Raw genomic sequence first — 18,727 nt, forward strand, 5'->3', positions numbered from 1 at the left:
GTTTCGCAAACCGACCCCCTCGCTGCGACAATCTTGGGCGTGAGTGAGCAGGCCAGCGCCGGATTCAGAAATGTCGCCATCGTCGCACACGTCGACCACGGCAAGACGACCCTCGTCGATGCCATGCTGCGGCAGTCTGGAGCGTTGACCCACCGCGGCGACGACTCGACCGAACGCATCATGGACTCGGGTGACCTTGAGAAGGAAAAGGGCATCACGATCCTGGCAAAAAATACGGCAGTACACCGCCATAATTCCGATGGCTCCGTGACGGTCATCAACGTGATCGACACCCCCGGCCACGCCGACTTCGGTGGCGAGGTCGAGCGCGGCCTGTCCATGGTCGACGGCGTCGTGCTGCTGGTCGATGCCTCCGAGGGCCCGCTGCCGCAGACCCGCTTCGTGCTGCGCAAGGCCCTGGCCGCGCACCTGCCCGTCATTCTCGTGGTGAACAAGACCGACCGGCCCGACGCCCGCATCGCCGAGGTCGTCGAGGAGAGTCACGACCTGCTGCTCGACGTCGCCTCTGATCTGGACGAAGAAGCCCAGGCTGCCGCCGAGAAGGCGCTCGACTTGCCGACCCTGTACGCCTCGGGCCGCGCCGGTGTCGCCTCGACCGTCCAGCCCGCCAACGGCGAGGTGCCCGACAGCGAGAACCTGGACCCGCTGTTCGACGTGCTGCTCGAGCACATCCCGGCGCCCCAGGGTGACCCGGACGCTCCGCTGCAGGCGCTGGTCACCAACCTCGACGCGTCGGCCTTCCTCGGCCGTCTGGCGCTGGTCCGCATCTACAAGGGCAAGCTCAAGAAGGGCCAGCAGGTGGCCTGGATGCGTGAGGTCGACGGCGCACCCGTCATCACCTCCGGCAAGATCACCGAACTGCTGGTCACCGTCGGTGTCGAGCGCACCCCGACCACCGAGGCCGTCGCCGGCGACATCGTCGCTGTCGCGGGCATGCCGGAGATCATGATCGGCGACACCCTGGCCGACCCCGAGCACGCCCACGCGTTGCCGCGCATCACCGTCGACGAGCCCGCCATCTCGGTGACCATCGGCACCAACAGCTCGCCGCTGGCCGGCAAGGTCTCCGGGCACAAGCTGACGGCGCGAATGGTCAAGTCCCGCTTGGATTCCGAGCTTGTCGGTAACGTGTCGATCCGCGTCGTCGACATCGGCCGCCCCGACGCCTGGGAGGTTCAGGGCCGTGGTGAGCTGGCGCTGGCCGTGCTGGTCGAACAGATGCGCCGCGAAGGCTTCGAGATGACCGTCGGCAAGCCGCAGGTGGTCACCCGGCAGATCGACGGCAAGCTGCACGAGCCCTTCGAAGAGCTGACGATCGACTGTCCGGAGGAGTTCCTCGGCGCCATCACCCAGCTGATGGCCGCCCGCAAGGGCCGCATGGAGCAGATGACCAACCACGCCGCCGGGTGGGTCCGGATGGACTTCATCGTGCCCAGCCGTGGCCTGATCGGCTTCCGCACCGACTTCCTGACGCTGACTCGTGGCACCGGTATCGCCAACGCCGTGTTCGAGGGCTATCGGCCCTGGGCCGGCGAGATCCGCGCCCGGCACACCGGCTCACTGGTCAGCGACAGGACCGGCACCATCACGCCGTTCGCGATGATCCAGCTGTCCGATCGCGGCCAGTTCTTCGTCGAGCCGGGCCAGGACACCTATGAAGGCCAGGTCGTGGGCATCAACCCCCGCGCCGAAGACCTCGACATCAACATCACCCGCGAGAAGAAGCTGACCAACATGCGCAGCTCGACCGCGGACGTCATGGAGACGCTGGCGCGGCCCCTGGAGCTCGGGCTGGAGCAGGCCATGGAGTTCTGCGCCGAGGACGAGTGCGTCGAGGTCACCCCTGAGGTCGTGCGCGTGCGCAAGGTCGAGCTGACGGCCAGCCTGCGGGCCCGCGCCAAGGCCCGCGAGAAGGCCCGCAACTAACTCAACAAGCCGAAAAGCGGGTTGGCGCAAGCGTTTTCACGACGTGCGCTAGCCCGCTTTCTGGTTCTGATCGAGCCAGGCGACACCCTCATGGGCCGCCTTGTTCAGCGCGCCGCGCTCGCCGAAGTATGTGGAGACCGCGCCGACCCAGGGCAGCGCGCTCATGCGCTGCCACCACTTGGCCGGCTGCGGCCGTTTGGCGATCTCGTCGAACGTCGCGCGCAGGATGCCGGCCAGCTGCCAGACGGTCTTGACGACCACCACCGGCATCGACGACGTGATGGCCTCCAGCGGCTTCCAGCCCGGCGGCGGCGTTTCGGGAAGCGGCTCTGGACTCGCGGACGACACGGCCCGGTCGTCTGGCAAGTCTTCGGGCAACTGCCGATGGCACAGCACCGCGGCGAGCAGTCGCACCTGCTCGCGCCGATCGGTGACGCCGTATTCGCGGGACACCGCGCACAGCACGATGGCGTGGTTGACGAACCCGGCCAACTCGCTCACCGGCAGCACCCGGGCCAGCCAGCCGAAGAGCCCGGGCGTGGCCACCACGAGCGTGTTCAACGCGCCGACGCGGTGCACCCACCAGTGGATGCGTTCGTCGCGGCTCATCCGTTCCCAGGCGGCGGTGCCGGGCAGATCGGCGGCATTCATCAGGTGGGCACCCGCGTTCAGCGCACGGTCTGTGGTGCTGGGGCTGCGGCCGGCCTCGGCGCGGCGGTGCCGCACCCGCAGCCGACGGACCAGATCGCCCACCCGGCGGGGCGGTCGCAGCAGGCGGTGGGTGCGCTTGCGCAGCCCGATGGGATCGGCTTCTGACAGCACGTCGAGCAACGGGTTGATGATCGCGACGGCGCGGCTCAGCGCATCGGCGACGTCGGCGTCGGAGAGCGGGGTGTACGGCTTCGGCAGTAGGCCCATACCGCAAATTGTGGACCATCCGGGGCGAGCGAAGCGACGCGAATTGGTCACCCAAGAGGCGAGCGAAGCGACGGGGAAGTGGTCACGATGGTGGTCGCGCAGTAGCCAGCCGATACCCTGAACGGCGTGCCGACCGCCCGCCGCCAGCTGATGACGACTGGTGCACTCGTATCGGTCCTGGCACTGGCCGGCTGCACGGTGAGCCCGCCACCGGCGCCACGCAGCACCGAAACGACCAAAACGGTCGTCCCACCGCCGCCCAAGATGAACCAGATCATCATGGCCATCGACTGGATCGGCCCCGGATTCAACCCGCATCTGCAGTCCGACCAGTCGCCGGTCAACGCGGCGATCTCGGCACTGGTTCTGCCGAGCTCGTTCCGGCCCATCGCCGATCCGGCGTCGCCGTCGGGATCGCGCTGGGAACTCGACCCGTCGTTGCTGTTGTCGGCTGAGGTGACCAATCAGAACCCGTTCACCGTCACATACAAGATCCGTCCCGAGGCGCAGTGGACCGACAACGCACCCATCGCCGCGGACGACTACTGGTACCAGTGGCGGCAGATGGTCAGCCAGCCCGGCGTCGTCGACCCGGCCGGTTATGACCTGGTGACCGGTGTCCAGTCGGTCGACGGTGGGAAGACGGCCGTCGTGACGTTCGCCCGGCCGTACCCGGCCTGGCGGGAACTGTTCAACAACATCTTGCCCGCGCACATCGTCAAGGACGTGCCCGGCGGTTTCGCTGCCGGACTGGCGCGGGCCATGCCGGTGACGGGCGGTCAGTTCCGCGTCGAGAGCATCGATCCGCAGCGCGACGAAATCCTGTTGGCGCGCAACGACCGCTACTGGAGCGTGCCGTCGGTGCCGGACCAGGTGCTGTTCCGGCGTGGGGGATCGGCTGCCGCCCTTGCTGATTCGATCCGGAACCGGGACACCCAGGTGGCCCAGGTGCACGGCGGGCAGGCGACGTTCGCGCAACTCGCCGCCATCCCGGGCGTGCGGACCGCGCGGATCGTCACCCCCCGGGTCATGCAGCTGACGTTGCGCGCGCAGCGCCCGGGACTGACCGACATCCAGGTCCGCAAGGCGCTGCTGGGCCTGCTCGATGTCGGCCTGCTGGCGGCCGTCGGCGCGGGCAGCGACAACACCGTCACACTGGCGCAGGCCCAGGTGCGGACGCCGTCCGACCCCGGCTACGTGCCGACGGCGCCGCCGGCGCTGGACCGCAACGCCGCGATGGACCTGCTTCACCAGGCCGGATACAACATCGAGCCCGCTGTCGCGCTGCCGTCGCCGCCCGGCGCGCCGCCGCCACCGGGACATGATCGGCTGGTCAAGGACGGCAAACCGCTGGAGCTGGCCATCGGTGTCGCCGCCAACGACCCGACCTCCGTCGCCGTGGCGAACACCGCGGCCGACCAACTGCGCAGCGTCGGGATCGAGGCCACGGTGCTGGCCATGGATCCGGTTGCGCTGTACGCGGACGGTCTGCAGCGGGTCGATGCGATCGTCGGCTGGCGCCATGCCGGTGGTGATCTGGCGACGGTGCTGGCGTCGCGGTACGGCTGCCCGGGGCTGGAGGCCACGGCGGTGTCGACCACGACGCCCCCGGCCCCTGCCCCGCAGCCGACATCGACCTCCAAAACCGTTGCGCCGCAACCGCAGCCGCCGACGACTCAATCGCCGACACCCACGGTGACCTCCACCGCGCCGATCGTTCCGCTGCCCAAGCCGCTCGGTGGCGATCAGCTGGTGCAGGCTCCCAGTAACTTGACCGGTATCTGCGACCACACAATTCAGCCGAAGATCGATGCGGCCCTGGCCGGTACCGAGAGCATCGCCGATGTGCTGGGTGAATTGGAGCCCAAGCTCTGGGCCATGGAGACGGTGTTGCCGATCCTGCAGGACACCACGATCGTCGCTGCCGGGCCCACGGTGCAGAACGTCAGCCTCACCGGCGCCGTCCCGGTCGGGATCGTCGGCGACGCGGGCAAGTGGGTCAAGGTTCCCTGATCTGCTCCCGGCACCTGTGAGGGTCCTGAGCCGCTCCGCGTCAGGGAAAAGTCTGCTGTCGAGTTCGGCGGTGGTGGCGGCCGCGTTGCGTCCGTCGCGGCCGGCTTTCGCCTCAATTGGTCTGGTAGTTCCGTTTGAAAGCACTTCGGCAAATTACGCTCCGCGTGGCTCCAGGGACACAAAGCCCAGCTAACAAGCTGTTCTATAGGTTGCTGCGGCATCCCTCAGTCAACGAGCTCGCGATTGAGGAACAGCCTTAAAAATGTTTGCTGATATTTGGCCTTAAGGTCGCTGCGGTCGCATTTATGGCCAGTGAGCTGTGGTGTTGAACTGACGTTGTTGTCATATATCGATCATCGAAGTTGCTGGGAAGTCACAAATTGATATTGCTTTGCAACTTACCGGCGAGTAAATTTTGCGGCGCGCGCCCACTGAGATCACCGTCACAATCGAGAGGGAAAGTAATGCAGCTAACGATGAGGCCCTATGTCAACGCGGGTCTTGCCTTGGCGGGTGCCGGCGTCATCGCTGTCGCTCCGGTCGTCCCGAGCCAGGCTCTACATGCGCCGACGCTGCCCCAGGTGCACATGCCTGCGGTCCAGTTGACCGCCCTGGACAACCCGCTCGAGGTATTCGGCCCGATCGTCACCGCGATCCAGCAATTGCTCGGCGACACCGCCAACACCGCCGAAACCAGTATCAATCCGCTGCTTCGGCAAGTCGTGATCAATCAGCTGTACACCCTGCAGCAGGCGCAGCAGCTCATCGGCAACGTCGCCGGGGGGCTGGGAACCATCGGGGCGGCACTGCCCAGCACGCTTCAGGCGGTCGGCGCACAGCTGGCCACCGGAAATGTCAACGGCGCCATCGACGCCTTCCAGAGCGGCATCATCTTGGGGGGACTGCAGCTCATCACGGGAATTTCGCAGCCGATTCAGAACATTGTGCAGCGGCCGTTTGCCGTCGCCTCGGCGTTGGTTCCGGCAATGATCACCACCGTTCAGTCGCTGGTCATCTACGCCGTCGGGTCGACGCTCGGAATCGGCTGCAGTGACTGCGTCACCGTCAAGCCGATTGTTCAGCAGATGGTGAGCAGCTTTCAGAGTGTGCTGCAGGCGGTTACGACGCTGAATCCGATCAACGTCATCAACGCTGTCCAGCACGGGATCGCGGACGTGACGATCGACGTCATCAAGCAGGTCGATCAGTTCGTCACCACTGCTGTGCCGTTCATCGCCAGCACGATTCAGACCGCCCTGAACGTGAATCCGAACACCTCGACCGGGACCACGGATCCTGCGACGGCCACCACGGCCGCCGCGGTGAAGGTGAGCACCCTTGCCGCGACGGCGCCCAAGGCGACCAACCCCGCGGCGGTGCCCGCGGTCACGCCCGCGGATTCGACGCCCGCCGCCACATCGGCGACCGGGGCCACTGCCTCCACGCCTGCTGGTGCGACGAGCACTACGAAGGAGGATGTGCCGGCCTCGACCACCAAGACCGGTGCGGCAGAACCGACTTCGGCCACGACGCCCAGCGGCTCGGGCACCTCGGGTACCTCGGAGTCGTCGAGTTCGTCCGGCACGTCGGGTTCGTCGACCAAGGGCACCGGCACGACGTCCGGCGGTGCGGGGTCGACGAAGTCGGGTGCGGACTCCACCGGGACAAGCCAATCCGGTTCCGGTAAGAGCACGGACGGTGCGGCGGCGGGTGCCAAGGGCTCGTCGGGTGGGGCGAAGTCAGGTGCCGGCACATCGAGTTCGACCACGTCGGGTGACGCCAAGGCAGGCTCGTCGAAGGCCGGCGACTCAGGCGCGGGTACCGCGACCAAGCCGAAAGCGGCAGCCAAAGCTGACAAGCCCAGCCATGCTGCAGCCTGAGCCTGCGGCGGTCACGCCGAGTAGTTCATGTAGCTGATCGGAACTGTGGCCCTCTACCGGAAGGTGGAGGGCCACAGCCGTTTCGGGCTCTCACCCGTCGTGGCGAGCGTCCGTTCGCGCAGTAGCCGGATGCCGTGCGACGAGAACGCGGCCACCGCGAAAACCAGGAGCAACCAGACCGGCGGATGGGCCAGCTCCCACACGAAGAGTGCAGCGAATGCCGGTGCGCGTTGCGTTATCGCCAGCACGCCGGCCGCACAGGTCAGTGCCACCGCCGCCACGTGAAGGTTGGTGTGGGCAAGGTCGTTGAGAGCAAGCGTGGCAACCGTTCCCGCGGCCGCGCCGGTCGCCAGGGCCGGGGTGATCAAGCCGCCGACCGCGCCCAACCGCAGGTACAGCGCGGTGAGCAGCGGTTTGAGCAGCAGGATGACGGCTGCGGCGGCGAGGGTGAGGTCGGAGCCGACGGCGACGACCAGGACGCTGCGGCCATTGCCCGGCAGTTCGGGGCGGTAGATCGAGCAGATGCCGGTGACCAGGCCGGCCAGTGCGACCCCGGGGATCAGGACCCACGAAGTCAGTTGCGGCTTGGGGCCGGCGAGCAACACGAGCCGGTTGAAGGTCAAGCCGACGACTACTGCCAACGGCGCGATGGCCACTGCCAGCATGGTGAACTGGTAGGACAGTGCCGGATTGGGCCACACGAGATTGCGCTCGAAGTGGGTGATGGGGTGCGACACCGCGACCGCCAGGCTCGAGGTGAGGAGCGCCGTGCCGACCACCTTCGGGTGCCAGGTGCCCATCATGACGCGCGCGGCGAAGAAGGCCCCGCCGAGCGGCACGCTGTACACCGCGCCCAGGCCGGCACCTGCGGCACAAGAGAGCAGAATCTCGCGGTCACGGGCCGTCAGCGTGCCCATGGTCGACGCGGTGAGCCGGCCGAGCCATGTCGTGCCGTAACTGCTGAGTACCGCGGCCAATTGACGTGGTGCCGTCTCCCGGCCCAGTGAGGCGCCTGACCCGACAGCCACGACCTGCAATGCCGCGTCGGCCGCCATGGGCAGATGCTGCATCGGCTTCTTTCCGGCGATGGTCGCCGACAATGACGGCACGCCGCTGCGGCGGCGCAGAATCCACCAACCGAATCCGGCCAGCGCCCCGCCGACGGCCGGCGCGAGCGCGCGGCGGACCGGCGAGCTGGCCCCGATGCCGTCGAGTAACAGCCCGTAGGAATAGTTGTAGGCGAGGTGTTCGACGGCGTGCAGCAGCGACACCGTCGTCGCTCCGGCGACGCCGGCGAGCAGGCCGGTGAGCAGCACCGCGCTGCCGAACTCAAGCGCACGTCGCGTCACCGGGTGAATGTATGCCAGCCTGGGGGATATGGAGACCCCACGGCTGCTGTTCGTCCACGCCCATCCGGATGACGAGACACTCACTACCGGAGCGACCATCGCGCACTACGCATCCCGCGGCGCCGACGTACGGGTGCTCACCTGCACCCTGGGTGAAGAGGGGGAGGTCATCGGTTCCCGGTGGGCGCAGTTGGCGGTCGACGGAGCTGACCAGCTGGGCGGCTACCGCGTCGGTGAATTGACCTTGGCGCTAAGGGAACTGGGTGTCGACCAGCCGCGGTATCTGGGCGGGGCCGGGCGATGGCGCGATTCCGGTATGGAGGGCAGCCCGGCGCGGCACCGTCAGCGATTCGCGGACGCCGACATGGACGAGGCGGTCGCCGAGCTCGTGGCCGTGCTGCGGGACTTCCGCCCGCATGTTGTCGTCACCTACGACCCCGACGGCGGCTACGGGCACCCCGACCACGTCCAGGCCCACCGGGTGACGACGGCTGCGGTCGCTGCGTCGTCGGCTGACGGGCACCCGGGCGAGCCTTGGCAGGTGCCGAAGTTCTACTGGACCGTGATGGACGGTGAGTCGATGGCCGAGGCCCTGGAATCGCTGAACGGGATCGAACTGCCTGAGAGCTGGGTGCGAATCCCGGCCAGTGCCCTGCCGTTCGACCTCGGCCACCGCATCGACGCCGTCATCGATACGCCGGACCACCTGCCGGCCAAGGTCGCCGCCATGCGCGCCCACCAAACGCAGGTGACGGTGGAGCCGAGCGGCCGGGTCTTTGCGCTGTCCAACAACATCGCGCTGCCGATCACTGCGCGCGAGCACTACACGTTGGTCGACGGCACGGCGGGCGAGCGTGACGGCCGTGGTTTCGAAACAGACCTACTCAGCGGGATAAACCTGACGTGACACCGGGATCGGGGGGAGTAGGGTAGCCGCCATGGATTCGGATCTGGACCCCAACTTGCAGCACCTGCAGGGCCTTGGCGACAACTATCAGTGGGTCGTCGGTTCTCTGGTTGGTCTGCTCGACAGCATCCCGACCTGACATCTGCCCCGGTGCGCGCCGACTCCGGTCGGGCGCGCGCATTGATGCTCGGTGTGCTGGGGTTCGACGGCGCCCTGTCGGCCATCGCCGGTGCCCTGTTCCTGCCGCTCTATCTCGGCTCGGTGCCGTTCCCGATCAGTGCACTGATCAGTGGGCTGGTCAACGCTGCCCTGGTCTGGGCCTGCCTGCAATGGACGTCTATTCCTCGACTGGCCGCGCTCCCGATGTGGGTCTGGCTGTCGACCGTTGTGATCCTGCTGCTCGGTGGCCCGGGCGATGACGTCGTGTTCGGCGGCACCGGAATCATGCAGGCGTCGCCGTTGATCTTCTTGCTGTTCGGTGCGACACCGCCAGGCGTGGTGCTGTGGCGCCACGCCCGGAGGCGGGCTCGATTGTCGGGTTAGCCGCTCGATCGAGGCTGGGCGTCAGCCCTGCGTGCCGGCCTTGCGGTGGTTGTCCGAGCCGCTATTCTGGCTGCCGGTGCTGGAACCGGCATTGCTCGACTGGCCGGCAGTCTTCTCGCCCTTGGGCTTTCCGCCCCGGACGTTACCGGGCTTCGTGTCGGTCGTGCCGGCGCCGCCCGCGGCCTGGTTGTCCGCCGGGTTCGTGGTCCCGGCCTTGTCGCGGGCCTTGTCGCCGGCCTTCTTACCGGGTTTTTTGACGGGCTTGGTTGCCTTGGTGTCGTCCTGCTGCTGGGCGACCGATCCGTCGGTGTCACCTGCGGCAGGGGCGCCGGCCTTGGGGTCCGGCTTGGTGTCAGCCTTCGGATCCGTCTCCGGCCCTGTCTTCAGTTCAGCCTTGGGGTCGGTTTTCGGGTCGGCTTTGGGATCCGTCTTCGGGTCGGTCTTGAGCTCAGTCTTCGGCTCACTGACCTGTGGCTGCCCGGTGCCGGTGGCCTCGGTCTGAGTGCCTTTCTCGGTGGTGGTGTCGACGTTGGCCGGCTTCTCGGCCGGAGCCTGGGTCTGCGCGGCCGTCGGCGCGAGCTTGGCGGCGGGGTCGGCCTTCGTGGACGTCTTGGCCGGGTTGATCGCGGCGGCCAGGCTGGTCAGCGCGGTCTGCACAGACTTGGCGATCGAATCGAGGGTGGGCGTCGTGGCCGCCAGTGACCCGATGGGCGGCAATGGTGGGATCGGCGGGATGAGCCAGCCGAGGAAGTAGTTGAACTCGGCGATGCCGAAGTTGATGACGTCGTTGACGGAATAACGGATCGCGTTGCCGATGCCGTTGACCCACACGCCGAGGTTGAGTGGATCGTTCACGATCGGGACAACGGCCTGATAGAAGATGTTGTCCGAGACGGGCCGGATCAGTGTCCAGTAGAAGATGTCGGTCTGCGCGGCGATGGTGCCCGAGAACGGTACGAACCAGCCGGCCCAGTAGAGCAGGTCGGTCGCGTAGTTGACGCCCCAGTCGACCCATGCCTGAATGCCTTGGTATGCACCGGTCAGCCAGTCGCTGGCCGCGTTCTGCGGACCGACGACGGGCGCGGCGGCCAAGGGGACCGCTGCCAACGGGTTGGGGCCGACCTTCTGACCGATGTTGGGGACGACGCCCGCGGCTGGCTTGGGCGAGGCCATATTGCCGGCCGCGGCGAGCAGTTTCACCATGGCCTCGGTCAGGTGGGGCTGGGCTGTGGTCGGGTGCGCGGGGACCGCGACGTCAGCGGGAACTACCTGAATCGGGGTCAGCGCGAGGGCAGTGGCGGTCGCCGCGGCCGCGCCCGCCATCAGATACGGACGGAGAGAAACGGACACCATGGCTCCTCGAAATGATCGCGTCCCGACGCCTTGAACTTACGCGCTCGTCACTAAATTCACCCAGCAGTCAGCGCGTTTGCCGCGTGTGTCGGGGCATGCGGCCCGCACCAGGCGAACGCGCTGGCGCTACTGTGGCCGGTATGCCGGGCGCAGTGGTTTCAAAATGTGAGACGCGTGGATGATCGCCGACACCACCGGGGTTACACGGAAGTGGCTCTGAACCCCTCGAACGGCGCCGACCTGCCCATTCCCGTGGTCCCACCGCTCGCCGCGCCTTCTTCGTCCGCTTTACGCCGCGTCCTGCGCCGTGCCCGTGACGGTGTTTCGCTGAATGTGGACGAGGCGGCGATCGCGATGACGGCTCGCGGCGACGACCTTGTCGACCTCTGCGCCAGCGCCGCCCGCGTCCGTGACGCCGGGTTGGAAGCGGCGGGACGGCGGGGCGCCACCGGCCGGCTTCCGGTGTCGTACTCGCGCAAGGTGTTCATCCCCGTCACCCATCTGTGCCGCGACACCTGTCACTACTGCACGTTCGTGACGGTGCCGGGCAAGCTGCGCGCGCAGGGCAAGGGCATGTACATGGAGCCCGACGAGATTCTCGACGTGGCCCGCCGCGGCGCCGAGTTGGGTTGTCAAGAGGCGCTTTTCACCCTCGGTGACCGCCCGGAGGACCGCTGGGACGAAGCCAAGCAATGGCTCGACGAGCGTGGCTATGACTCCACCCTCGACTACGTGCGTGCCATGGCCATCCGCGTCCTCGAGGAAACCGGTCTGCTGCCGCACCTGAACCCCGGCGTCATGAGCTGGTCGGAACTGTCGCGGCTCAAGCCTGTGGCGCCGTCCATGGGCATGATGCTGGAGACCACGTCGCGCCGGCTGTTCGAGACCAAGGGCCTGGCGCATTACGGCAGCCCGGACAAGGACCCGGCGGTGCGGTTGCGCACGCTCGACGATGCGGGCCGGCTGTCCATCCCGTTCACCACCGGCTTGTTGGTGGGCATCGGTGAGACGCTCACCGAGCGGGCCGAGACCATGCACGCGATCCGCAAGTCCCACAAGGAGTTCGGGCACGTTCAGGAAGTCATCGTGCAGAACTTCCGGGCCAAGGATCACACCGCCATGGCCGCGACACCCGATGCCGGGATCGATGATTTCCTGGCCACCATCGCGGTAGCGCGCCTGGTACTCGGACCCAAGATGCGGATCCAGGCACCGCCCAATCTGGTGTCGCGCGCGGAGTGCCTGGCGCTGATCGGCGCGGGGGTCGACGACTGGGGCGGGGTCTCGCCGCTGACGCCCGACCACGTCAACCCCGAACGGCCCTGGCCGGCTCTCGACGATCTGGCCGACATCACCGCCGAAGCCGGGTACGACCTGGTCCAGCGGCTGACGGCGCAACCGTCCTACGTACAGGCCGGGGCGGCATGGATCGACCCGCGCGTGCGCGGGCACGTGGATGCCCTGGCGGACCCGGACACCGGCTGGGCGCGCGACGTCAACCCCGTCGGGTTGCCGTGGCAGGAGCCCGACGAGGCGTCAGAGTCGTTGGGCCGCACCGATCTGCACACCGCGATCGACAGTGAGGGCCGGCTGACGGAGACGCGCAGCGACCTCGGCAGCGCGTTCGGTGACTGGGAGTCCATCCGCGAGAAGGTCTCCGAGCTGGCGGCCCGTGCCCCCGAACGCATCGACATCGACGTCCTCGCGGCTCTGCGCTCCGCGGAACGCAACCCGGGCGGCTGCACCGACGACGAGTACCTGGCGCTGGCCACCGCCGACGGCCCGGCTCTGGATGCCGTAGCGGCGCTGGCGGATTCGCTGCGTCGTGAGGTCGTCGGCGACGACGTCACCTTCGTGGTCAACCGGAACATCAACTTCACCAACATCTGCTACACCGGCTGCAGGTTCTGCGCCTTCGCGCAGCGCAAGGGTGACGCCGACGCCTACTCGCTGTCGGTCGACGAGGTCGCCGACCGCGCCTGGGAGGCGCACGTCGCCGGGGCCACCGAGGTCTGCATGCAGGGCGGCATCGACCCCGAGCTACCCGTCACCGGGTATGCCGATCTGGTGCGTGCGGTGAAGAAGCGGGTGCCGTCGATGCACGTGCATGCCTTCTCGCCCATGGAGATCGCGAACGGCGTGACCCGCAGTGGCTTGTCGGTGCGGGAATGGCTGACGGCGCTGCGTGAAGCCGGACTCGACACCATCCCGGGTACCGCGGCCGAGATTCTGGACGACGAGGTCCGCTGGGTGCTCACCAAGGGCAAGTTGCCGACCGCCGAGTGGATCAACGTCGTGACAACCGCGCACGAGGTGGGGCTGCGGTCGTCGTCGACCATGATGTACGGCCACGTGGACACGCCGAAGCATTGGGTGGGTCACCTGAACGTGCTGCGCGGAATTCAGGACCGCACAGGCGGTTTCACCGAATTCGTGCCGCTGCCTTTCGTGCATCAGTCGTCGCCGCTGTATCTGGCCGGCGGGGCGCGGCCGGGGCCGACGCACCGCGACAACCGCGCCGTGCACGCCCTGGCGCGGATCATGCTGCATGGCCGGATTCCCAGCATCCAAACCTCGTGGGTCAAGCTGGGCGTCGAGCGCACCCAGGTGATGCTGCAGGGCGGTGCCAACGATCTCGGTGGCACGCTCATGGAGGAGACCATCTCCCGCATGGCGGGCTCGGAGAACGGCTCGGCCAAGACCGTCGCGGAGCTGGTCGCCATCGCCGAAGGTATCGGTCGCCCGGCCCGCCAGCGCAGCACCGACTACTCGCCACTGGCCGCCTGACTTCGCTCAGCGGGCACAAATGTGCGACGACACGCGGCGGTCGATGTGCATTTACGTCCGATCGCGGTGAAAATTGACGGGTGAACACCATCTCGGACATACCCGCGCACCCATTTTTCGTCCATTTCATCGTGGTCCTGGTGCCACTGACCGCGATTTTGGTGATCCTCTGCGCGGTCTGGACGGCCGCGCGGGAGCGTCTCGTCTGGCTGACGCTGGTGCTGTCCGTGGTGCTGACGGTGCTGACCCCGCTGGCCACCGAGGCCGGCGAGTGGCTGGAGCACCAGCAGAAGGACAGGACACCGACCCTGCACGAACACACGGAACTCGGCGACACCGCCATCTATTTCGTGCTGGGGCTGCTGGTGGTGTCGTTGGCGCTCGCGTTCCTGCACCGCTGGGGCGCACGCCTCGGCGAACGGCGTGGCCTGGCCGGCGTTGTGGTGGTGGTGCTGGCCGTGTTGATCGGCGTTGCGTCGATCTATCAGATCGTGCGTATCGGCGACTCCGGCGCTCGCGCGGTGTGGGGTAGCGGCGCGTCGTAACCCGCCGCGCGTGCGCGCGGGCGGCTACGCCGAGCGTGGGGCTTGTTGGTGACGACACGCTGTGCGCGGCGCGGCAGCACCCACTCTCGACGTAGGGCCGCAGCCCGACCAGTGGCGGAACTACAGGTTCGCCGCGAGCTCGGTGCCCTGCCGAATGGCCCGCTTGGCGTCCAACTCAGCCGCGACGGCGGCGCCGCCGATGACATGCGGCGTGATCCCGATGCGGCGTAAGCCGTCTTCGAGGTCGCGGACCGACTCTTGGCCGGCGCAGATGACCACGTTGTCGACCTCGAGCACACGCGCCCCGGACCGGTCCGATCCGAAGCTGATGTGCAGCCCGGCGTCGTCGATCTTCTCGTAGTTCACCCCGGACAGCTGCTGCACGCCTTTGGCTTTGATCGACGCCCGGTGCACCCAGCCGCTGGTCTTGCCCAACCCGCGCCCCTGGGCGCCCCTGGTGCGTTGCAGCAGGTACACCTCGCGGGCCGGCGGCAGGGGGATCGGTGTGGTCAAGCCGCCGCGGGAGTCGCCGCCGTCGGCGATGCCCCACTCCGCCCGCCACTCCTTCAGATTGAGGGTGGGCGACTCGTCCACCGTGAGGAACTCGCTGACGTCGAAACCGATGCCGCCGGCGCCGATCACGGCCACCCGCTTGCCGACAGGCGCCCCGGTGATCGCCTCCGCGTACGACAGCACCATCGGGTGGTCGATGCCCGGGATGTCGGGCATACGCGGCGCGACACCGGTGGCAAGCACGACGTCGTCGTAGCCGGAAAGTTCGTCGGCTGTGGCCCGGGTGCCCAGCCGGACGTCCACCCGGTGCTTGGTCAGCATCGTGGTGTAATAGCGGAGGGTCTCGTTGAACTCCTCTTTCCCGGGAATCCTCCGGGCCAGATCGAATTGGCCACCGATATGGTCGCCGGCCTCGAAGAGCGTCACGTCGTGTCCGCGCTCGGCGGCCGTGACGGCGGTTGCCAGTCCGGCCGGTCCGGCGCCGACCACCGCAACCCGCTTCGTGACCCGGGTCTTGCCCAGCACCAGCGTGGTCTCGTGCCCGGCCCGCGGATTCAGCAGGCACGACACGGTCTTGTGGACGAAGGCGTGGTCCAGGCAGGCCTGGTTGCAGGCGATGCACGTGTTGATCTCGTCGGCGGCGTCGTGCTGCGCCTTGCGGACCCAGTCCGGGTCGCTGAGCAGTGGGCGGGCCATCGAGATCAGTTGCACCGCGCCGTCAGCCAGGATTTGTTCGGCGGACTGCGGCATGTTGATCCGGTTGGAGGCCACCACCGGAATGGTGACGTGTTGGGCCACCGCGTTGCTGATGTCCGCGAACGCACTGTCCGGCACCGATGTGACGATGGTCGGCACCCGCGCTTCGTGCCAGCCGATGCCGGTGTTGATGATCGTCGCCCCGGCGGCTTCGATTTCCGTTGCCAGCGTGAGGATTTCCTCCCACGTCTGGCCGTCTTCGACGTAGTCGGCCATGGACAACCGGTAGCAGATGATGAAGTCGTGGCCGACGGCCTCGCGGGTGCGCCGCACGATCTCGACGGGGAACCGGCGGCGCTTCTCTGGTGTGCCGCCCCAGGCGTCGGTGCGCTTGTTGGTGCGCGGCGCCAGGAACTGGTTGAGCAGATAGCCTTCGCTGCCCATGATCTCGACGCCGTCGTACCCGGCTTCGCGGGCCAACAGCGCGCACTTCACGAAGTCGTTGATGGTGCCTTCGACGTCACGGAGCGCGCGCGGCCGGAAGGGGTTGATCGGGGCTTTGATAGACGATGCGCTGACCGAAAGTGGGTGGTACGCATAGCGTCCCGCATGCAGCACCTGCAGCAGGATCTTGCCGCCCTCGGCGTGGACGGCCGTGGTGATCCGGCGGTGGCGGCGCGCGTCGCTCGACGACAGCATCTCGGCCGCGAACGGCAACAGCCAACCGGTGCGGTTGGGCGCGTAGCCGCCGGTGATGATCAGCCCGACGCGGCCGCGGGCCCGCTCGGCGAAGTACTCGGCCAGCTTGCCGGTGTCGCGGGCGCGGTCCTCGAGGCCGGTGTGCATCGAGCCCATGATCACCCGGTTGCGCAGCGTGGTGAACCCAAGGTTCAACGGGGACAACAGGTTCGGATAGGGCGTTGAATGCGGCACAGTCATCGGTTTCCTCTCAATGCCAGCAGAACTTCGTCCAACCAGTCCACCGACCCCTGCTCGGCGCGGATACCGCCGCGCAGCACCAGGTATTGGTGCAGCGCGCTGCCGGTCAGCGTGGAGGGGTCGGGGAACTGACGTTTCTCGTAGCCGAGGTAGGTGTCGAGCAGTGCCGCGCGTTCAGCGCGCAGCGCGTGAATCTGCTCGTGCAGGGCGCCGGTGCTCTCCATGGATCCGTATGCCGCCCCGCGTAGCTTCACCGCGAGTTCGCGAGTGCGCGCGTCGGTGACGGAACTGCCGCGGCCGGTGAGCGGTTCGGCGATCCAGCGTTCGAGTTCAGCCCGGCCGCTGTCCGTCACCGAGTAGACCTTCTTGTCCGGCCGCCCGTGCTGCGCGACGACTTCGACGCTGACCCAGCCGTCGGCGTCCATGGCCCGCAGCGTTTTGTAAATCTGCTGGTGGGTGGCGGCCCAGAAGTAGCCGATCGACCGGTCGAAGCGGTTCGCCAATTCATAGCCGGAACCGGCTTGTTCGCAGAGCGCCACGAGGATCGCGTGGGGGAGGGCCACGGCATGAGCGTAGGTGCTACCGACGGTCCTATGCAACAAATTGCAAAGCAATAAATGACACGCGTAAAAAGCTGTGGGTAGGAGCTAGTCGGACGGTATGTGCAACGTCTAGTGTCAGTAACCACGCGTCACCCTTTTCGGGCGGCGCGTGAAGTTAGGTAACACTGAGCCAGACGCTTCGGTACGGGCGCACCATACTGACGTCTGCTCGTTGATTCCTGACGAGCCAGCAGCCCCCTGGAACAGGAGAACTACCGGTGACGTACGTCATTGCCGAACCCTGCGTCGACGTCAAAGACAAGGCATGCATCGAAGAGTGCCCGGTCGATTGCATCTACGAGGGTGCACGCATGCTGTACATCCACCCCGATGAGTGCGTGGACTGCGGCGCGTGCGAGCCCGTCTGCCCCGTCGAGGCCATCTACTACGAGGACGATGTCCCCGATCAGTGGAGCGGATACACCCAGAACAACGCCGACTTCTTCGCCGAGCTCGGCTCGCCGGGTGGTGCGTCGAAGGTCGGCCAGACCGACAACGACCCGCAGGCGGTCAAGGATCTCGCGCCGCAGGGCGAGTGACTCCGCGCAAGACGAGCCACCTCGCTCGGCCCGTTTCGGGGCGTCTGCCTACATTCCCCTGGGACACCCTGGCTGACGCAACCGCGACCGCACGTGCCCATCCGGACGGCATCGTCGATCTGTCCGTCGGCACGCCTGTAGATGCGGTGGCCGACGTCATCCGGGAGGCGCTCGCCGCTGCCAGTGCCGCACCGGGTTACCCGGCGACGGCCGGTACGCCGGCGCTACGCGCGTCGGCGGTGGCTGCCCTGCAGCGCAGGTACGGCATCACCGGCCTGCCGGAGCAGGCGGTACTGCCGGTCATCGGCACCAAAGAGGTCATCGCCTGGCTGCCGACCCTGCTCGGGCTGGGGGCCGCGGACACCGTCGTGGTGCCCGAGCTGGCCTACCCGACATACGACGTCGGGGCGCGGTTGGCGGGGGCCCAGGTGCTGCGGGCCGATTCGCTGACCCAGATCGGGCCGCAGTCGCCCGCGCTGATCTACCTCAACTCGCCCAGTAACCCGACCGGCAAGGTGCTCGGTGTCGACCACCTGCGCAAGGTCGTCGGCTGGGCGCGCGAGCGCGGTGTCATCATCGCGTCCGACGAGTGCTACCTCGGGCTGTCGTGGGACGCCCAGCCGCTGTCGGTCCTGCATCCCGATGTCTGCGACGGTGACCACACCGGTCTGCTCGCGGTGCACTCGCTGTCCAAGACGTCGTCGCTGGCGGGTTACCGGGCCGGTTTCGTCGCCGGTGACCCGGCGTTGGTCGCCGAACTTCTCGCGGTCCGCAAGCACGCCGGGATGATCGTCCCGACGCCCGTGCAGTCCGCGATGGTCGCTGCCCTCGACGACGACGAACACGAGCGCGTCCAGCGGGACCGTTACGCCAAGCGCCGCGACGCACTGCTGGCCGCCGTCCGCGGCGCCGGATTCACCGTCGAGCACTCCGAGGCCGGCTTGTACCTGTGGGCCACCCGCGGCGAGTCCGGGCGTGCGACTGTCGCCTGGCTGGCCGAGCGCGGCATCCTCGTGGCCCCCGGCGAGTTCTACGGCCCGGCCGGTGAGCAGTTCGTGCGCATCGCGCTGACCGCGACCGACGAGCGCATCGCCGCCGCCGTCTCCCGGCTCGCTTAACTTCCCACCCTGGTTGGGATTCAGTCCACGTCGAGCTGCCGAAGCCTGTGCTTTAAGTGTCTTGCGTGTCCATGATGG

General features: G+C 67.6%; 14 protein-coding genes. 9 read left to right on the forward strand and 5 right to left on the reverse strand.

The genetic code is table 11. The features are described 5' to 3' along the window. The first annotated feature begins 39 nt into the window (after positions 1-39). A complete protein-coding gene (gene typA / locus ACX12F_RS05565; RefSeq protein ID WP_459368644.1) occupies positions 40-1,947 on the forward strand; it encodes a translational GTPase TypA in 1,908 nt (635 codons plus the stop codon). A gap of 48 nt (positions 1,948-1,995) precedes the next feature. On the opposite strand, the gene ACX12F_RS05570 is transcribed toward typA, so the two are convergent. Beyond that, complete coding sequence (locus tag ACX12F_RS05570) at positions 1,996-2,865, reverse strand: hypothetical protein (protein ID WP_459368645.1); 870 nt, start codon at positions 2,863-2,865, stop codon at positions 1,996-1,998. A 150-nt stretch (positions 2,866-3,015) separates the two neighbouring features. Here ACX12F_RS05570 and ACX12F_RS05575 point away from each other — a divergent pair, with 150 nt between their 5' ends. Next, positions 3,016-4,878 carry an ABC transporter family substrate-binding protein gene (locus tag ACX12F_RS05575; protein WP_459370244.1) on the forward strand — a complete coding sequence of 621 codons (1,863 nt, stop codon included), beginning with the start codon at positions 3,016-3,018 and terminating at the stop codon, positions 4,876-4,878. 476 nt (positions 4,879-5,354) lie between these two features. Continuing rightward, positions 5,355-6,758, forward strand: a complete 1,404-nt coding sequence (locus tag ACX12F_RS05580) for a hypothetical protein (protein ID WP_459368646.1) — start codon at positions 5,355-5,357, stop codon at positions 6,756-6,758. A gap of 53 nt (positions 6,759-6,811) precedes the next feature. Here ACX12F_RS05580 and ACX12F_RS05585 read toward each other — a convergent pair whose 3' ends face one another. Further along, positions 6,812-8,107 (reverse strand): chloride channel protein, encoded by a 1,296-nt coding sequence (locus ACX12F_RS05585; protein ID WP_459368647.1) that lies wholly within the window; start codon positions 8,105-8,107, stop codon positions 6,812-6,814. Between the two features lie 28 nt (positions 8,108-8,135). Here ACX12F_RS05585 and mshB point away from each other — a divergent pair, with 28 nt between their 5' ends. Continuing rightward, positions 8,136-9,014 carry an N-acetyl-1-D-myo-inositol-2-amino-2-deoxy-alpha-D-glucopyranoside deacetylase gene (gene mshB, locus ACX12F_RS05590; protein ID WP_459368648.1) on the forward strand — a complete coding sequence of 293 codons (879 nt, stop codon included), beginning with the start codon at positions 8,136-8,138 and terminating at the stop codon, positions 9,012-9,014. 90 nt (positions 9,015-9,104) lie between these two features. Next, positions 9,105-9,557 (forward strand): hypothetical protein, encoded by a 453-nt coding sequence (locus ACX12F_RS05595; protein WP_459368649.1) that lies wholly within the window; start codon positions 9,105-9,107, stop codon positions 9,555-9,557. A gap of 21 nt (positions 9,558-9,578) precedes the next feature. On the opposite strand, the gene ACX12F_RS05600 is transcribed toward ACX12F_RS05595, so the two are convergent. Then, positions 9,579-10,907, reverse strand: a complete 1,329-nt coding sequence (locus tag ACX12F_RS05600; RefSeq protein ID WP_459368650.1) for a hypothetical protein — start codon at positions 10,905-10,907, stop codon at positions 9,579-9,581. A 213-nt stretch (positions 10,908-11,120) separates the two neighbouring features. Here ACX12F_RS05600 and ACX12F_RS05605 point away from each other — a divergent pair, with 213 nt between their 5' ends. Together ACX12F_RS05605 and ACX12F_RS05610 are read left to right on the forward strand one after the other, a co-directional pair. Beyond that, positions 11,121-13,697 (forward strand): bifunctional FO biosynthesis protein CofGH, encoded by a 2,577-nt coding sequence (locus tag ACX12F_RS05605; RefSeq protein WP_459368651.1) that lies wholly within the window; start codon positions 11,121-11,123, stop codon positions 13,695-13,697. Positions 13,698-13,777: 80 nt separating this feature from the next. Then, on the forward strand, positions 13,778-14,242 hold the full coding sequence (locus ACX12F_RS05610) for a DUF2231 domain-containing protein (RefSeq protein ID WP_459368652.1): 465 nt from the start codon (positions 13,778-13,780) through the stop codon (positions 14,240-14,242). Between the two features lie 120 nt (positions 14,243-14,362). On the opposite strand, the gene ACX12F_RS05615 is transcribed toward ACX12F_RS05610, so the two are convergent. After that, positions 14,363-16,390 carry an FAD-dependent oxidoreductase gene (locus ACX12F_RS05615; protein WP_459368653.1) on the reverse strand — a complete coding sequence of 676 codons (2,028 nt, stop codon included), beginning with the start codon at positions 16,388-16,390 and terminating at the stop codon, positions 14,363-14,365. Next, complete coding sequence (locus ACX12F_RS05620) at positions 16,387-16,953, reverse strand: PadR family transcriptional regulator (RefSeq protein WP_459368654.1); 567 nt, start codon at positions 16,951-16,953, stop codon at positions 16,387-16,389. Before ACX12F_RS05620 ends, ACX12F_RS05615 begins: the two co-directional genes overlap by 4 nt. Positions 16,954-17,210: 257 nt before the next feature. Between ACX12F_RS05620 and fdxA the strand changes: the two genes are divergently transcribed. Together fdxA and dapC are read left to right on the forward strand one after the other, a co-directional pair. Then, positions 17,211-17,531: a ferredoxin gene (gene fdxA / locus ACX12F_RS05625; protein ID WP_029121628.1), complete on the forward strand. Its 321-nt coding sequence runs from the start codon at positions 17,211-17,213 to the stop codon at positions 17,529-17,531. Further along, a complete protein-coding gene (gene dapC, locus ACX12F_RS05630; RefSeq protein ID WP_459368655.1) occupies positions 17,528-18,649 on the forward strand; it encodes a succinyldiaminopimelate transaminase in 1,122 nt (373 codons plus the stop codon). Before fdxA ends, dapC begins: the two co-directional genes overlap by 4 nt. The last annotated feature ends 78 nt before the right edge of the window (positions 18,650-18,727 follow it).

The sequence above is a fragment of the Mycolicibacterium sp. HS_4_1 genome (assembly GCF_054515875.1).

What these genes read in the sequence shown, in the direction of transcription:
- ACX12F_RS05615 (WP_459368653.1), bottom strand. Translation starts at nt 16,390, where the DNA reads ATGACTGTGCCGCATTCAACGCCCTATCCGAACCTGTTGTCCCCGTTG.
- ACX12F_RS05575 (WP_459370244.1), top strand. Translation starts at nt 3,016, where the DNA reads ATGACGACTGGTGCACTCGTATCGGTCCTGGCACTGGCCGGCTGCACG.
- ACX12F_RS05580 (WP_459368646.1), top strand. Translation starts at nt 5,355, where the DNA reads ATGAGGCCCTATGTCAACGCGGGTCTTGCCTTGGCGGGTGCCGGCGTC.
- ACX12F_RS05570 (WP_459368645.1), bottom strand. Translation starts at nt 2,865, where the DNA reads ATGGGCCTACTGCCGAAGCCGTACACCCCGCTCTCCGACGCCGACGTC.
- mshB (WP_459368648.1), top strand. Translation starts at nt 8,136, where the DNA reads ATGGAGACCCCACGGCTGCTGTTCGTCCACGCCCATCCGGATGACGAG.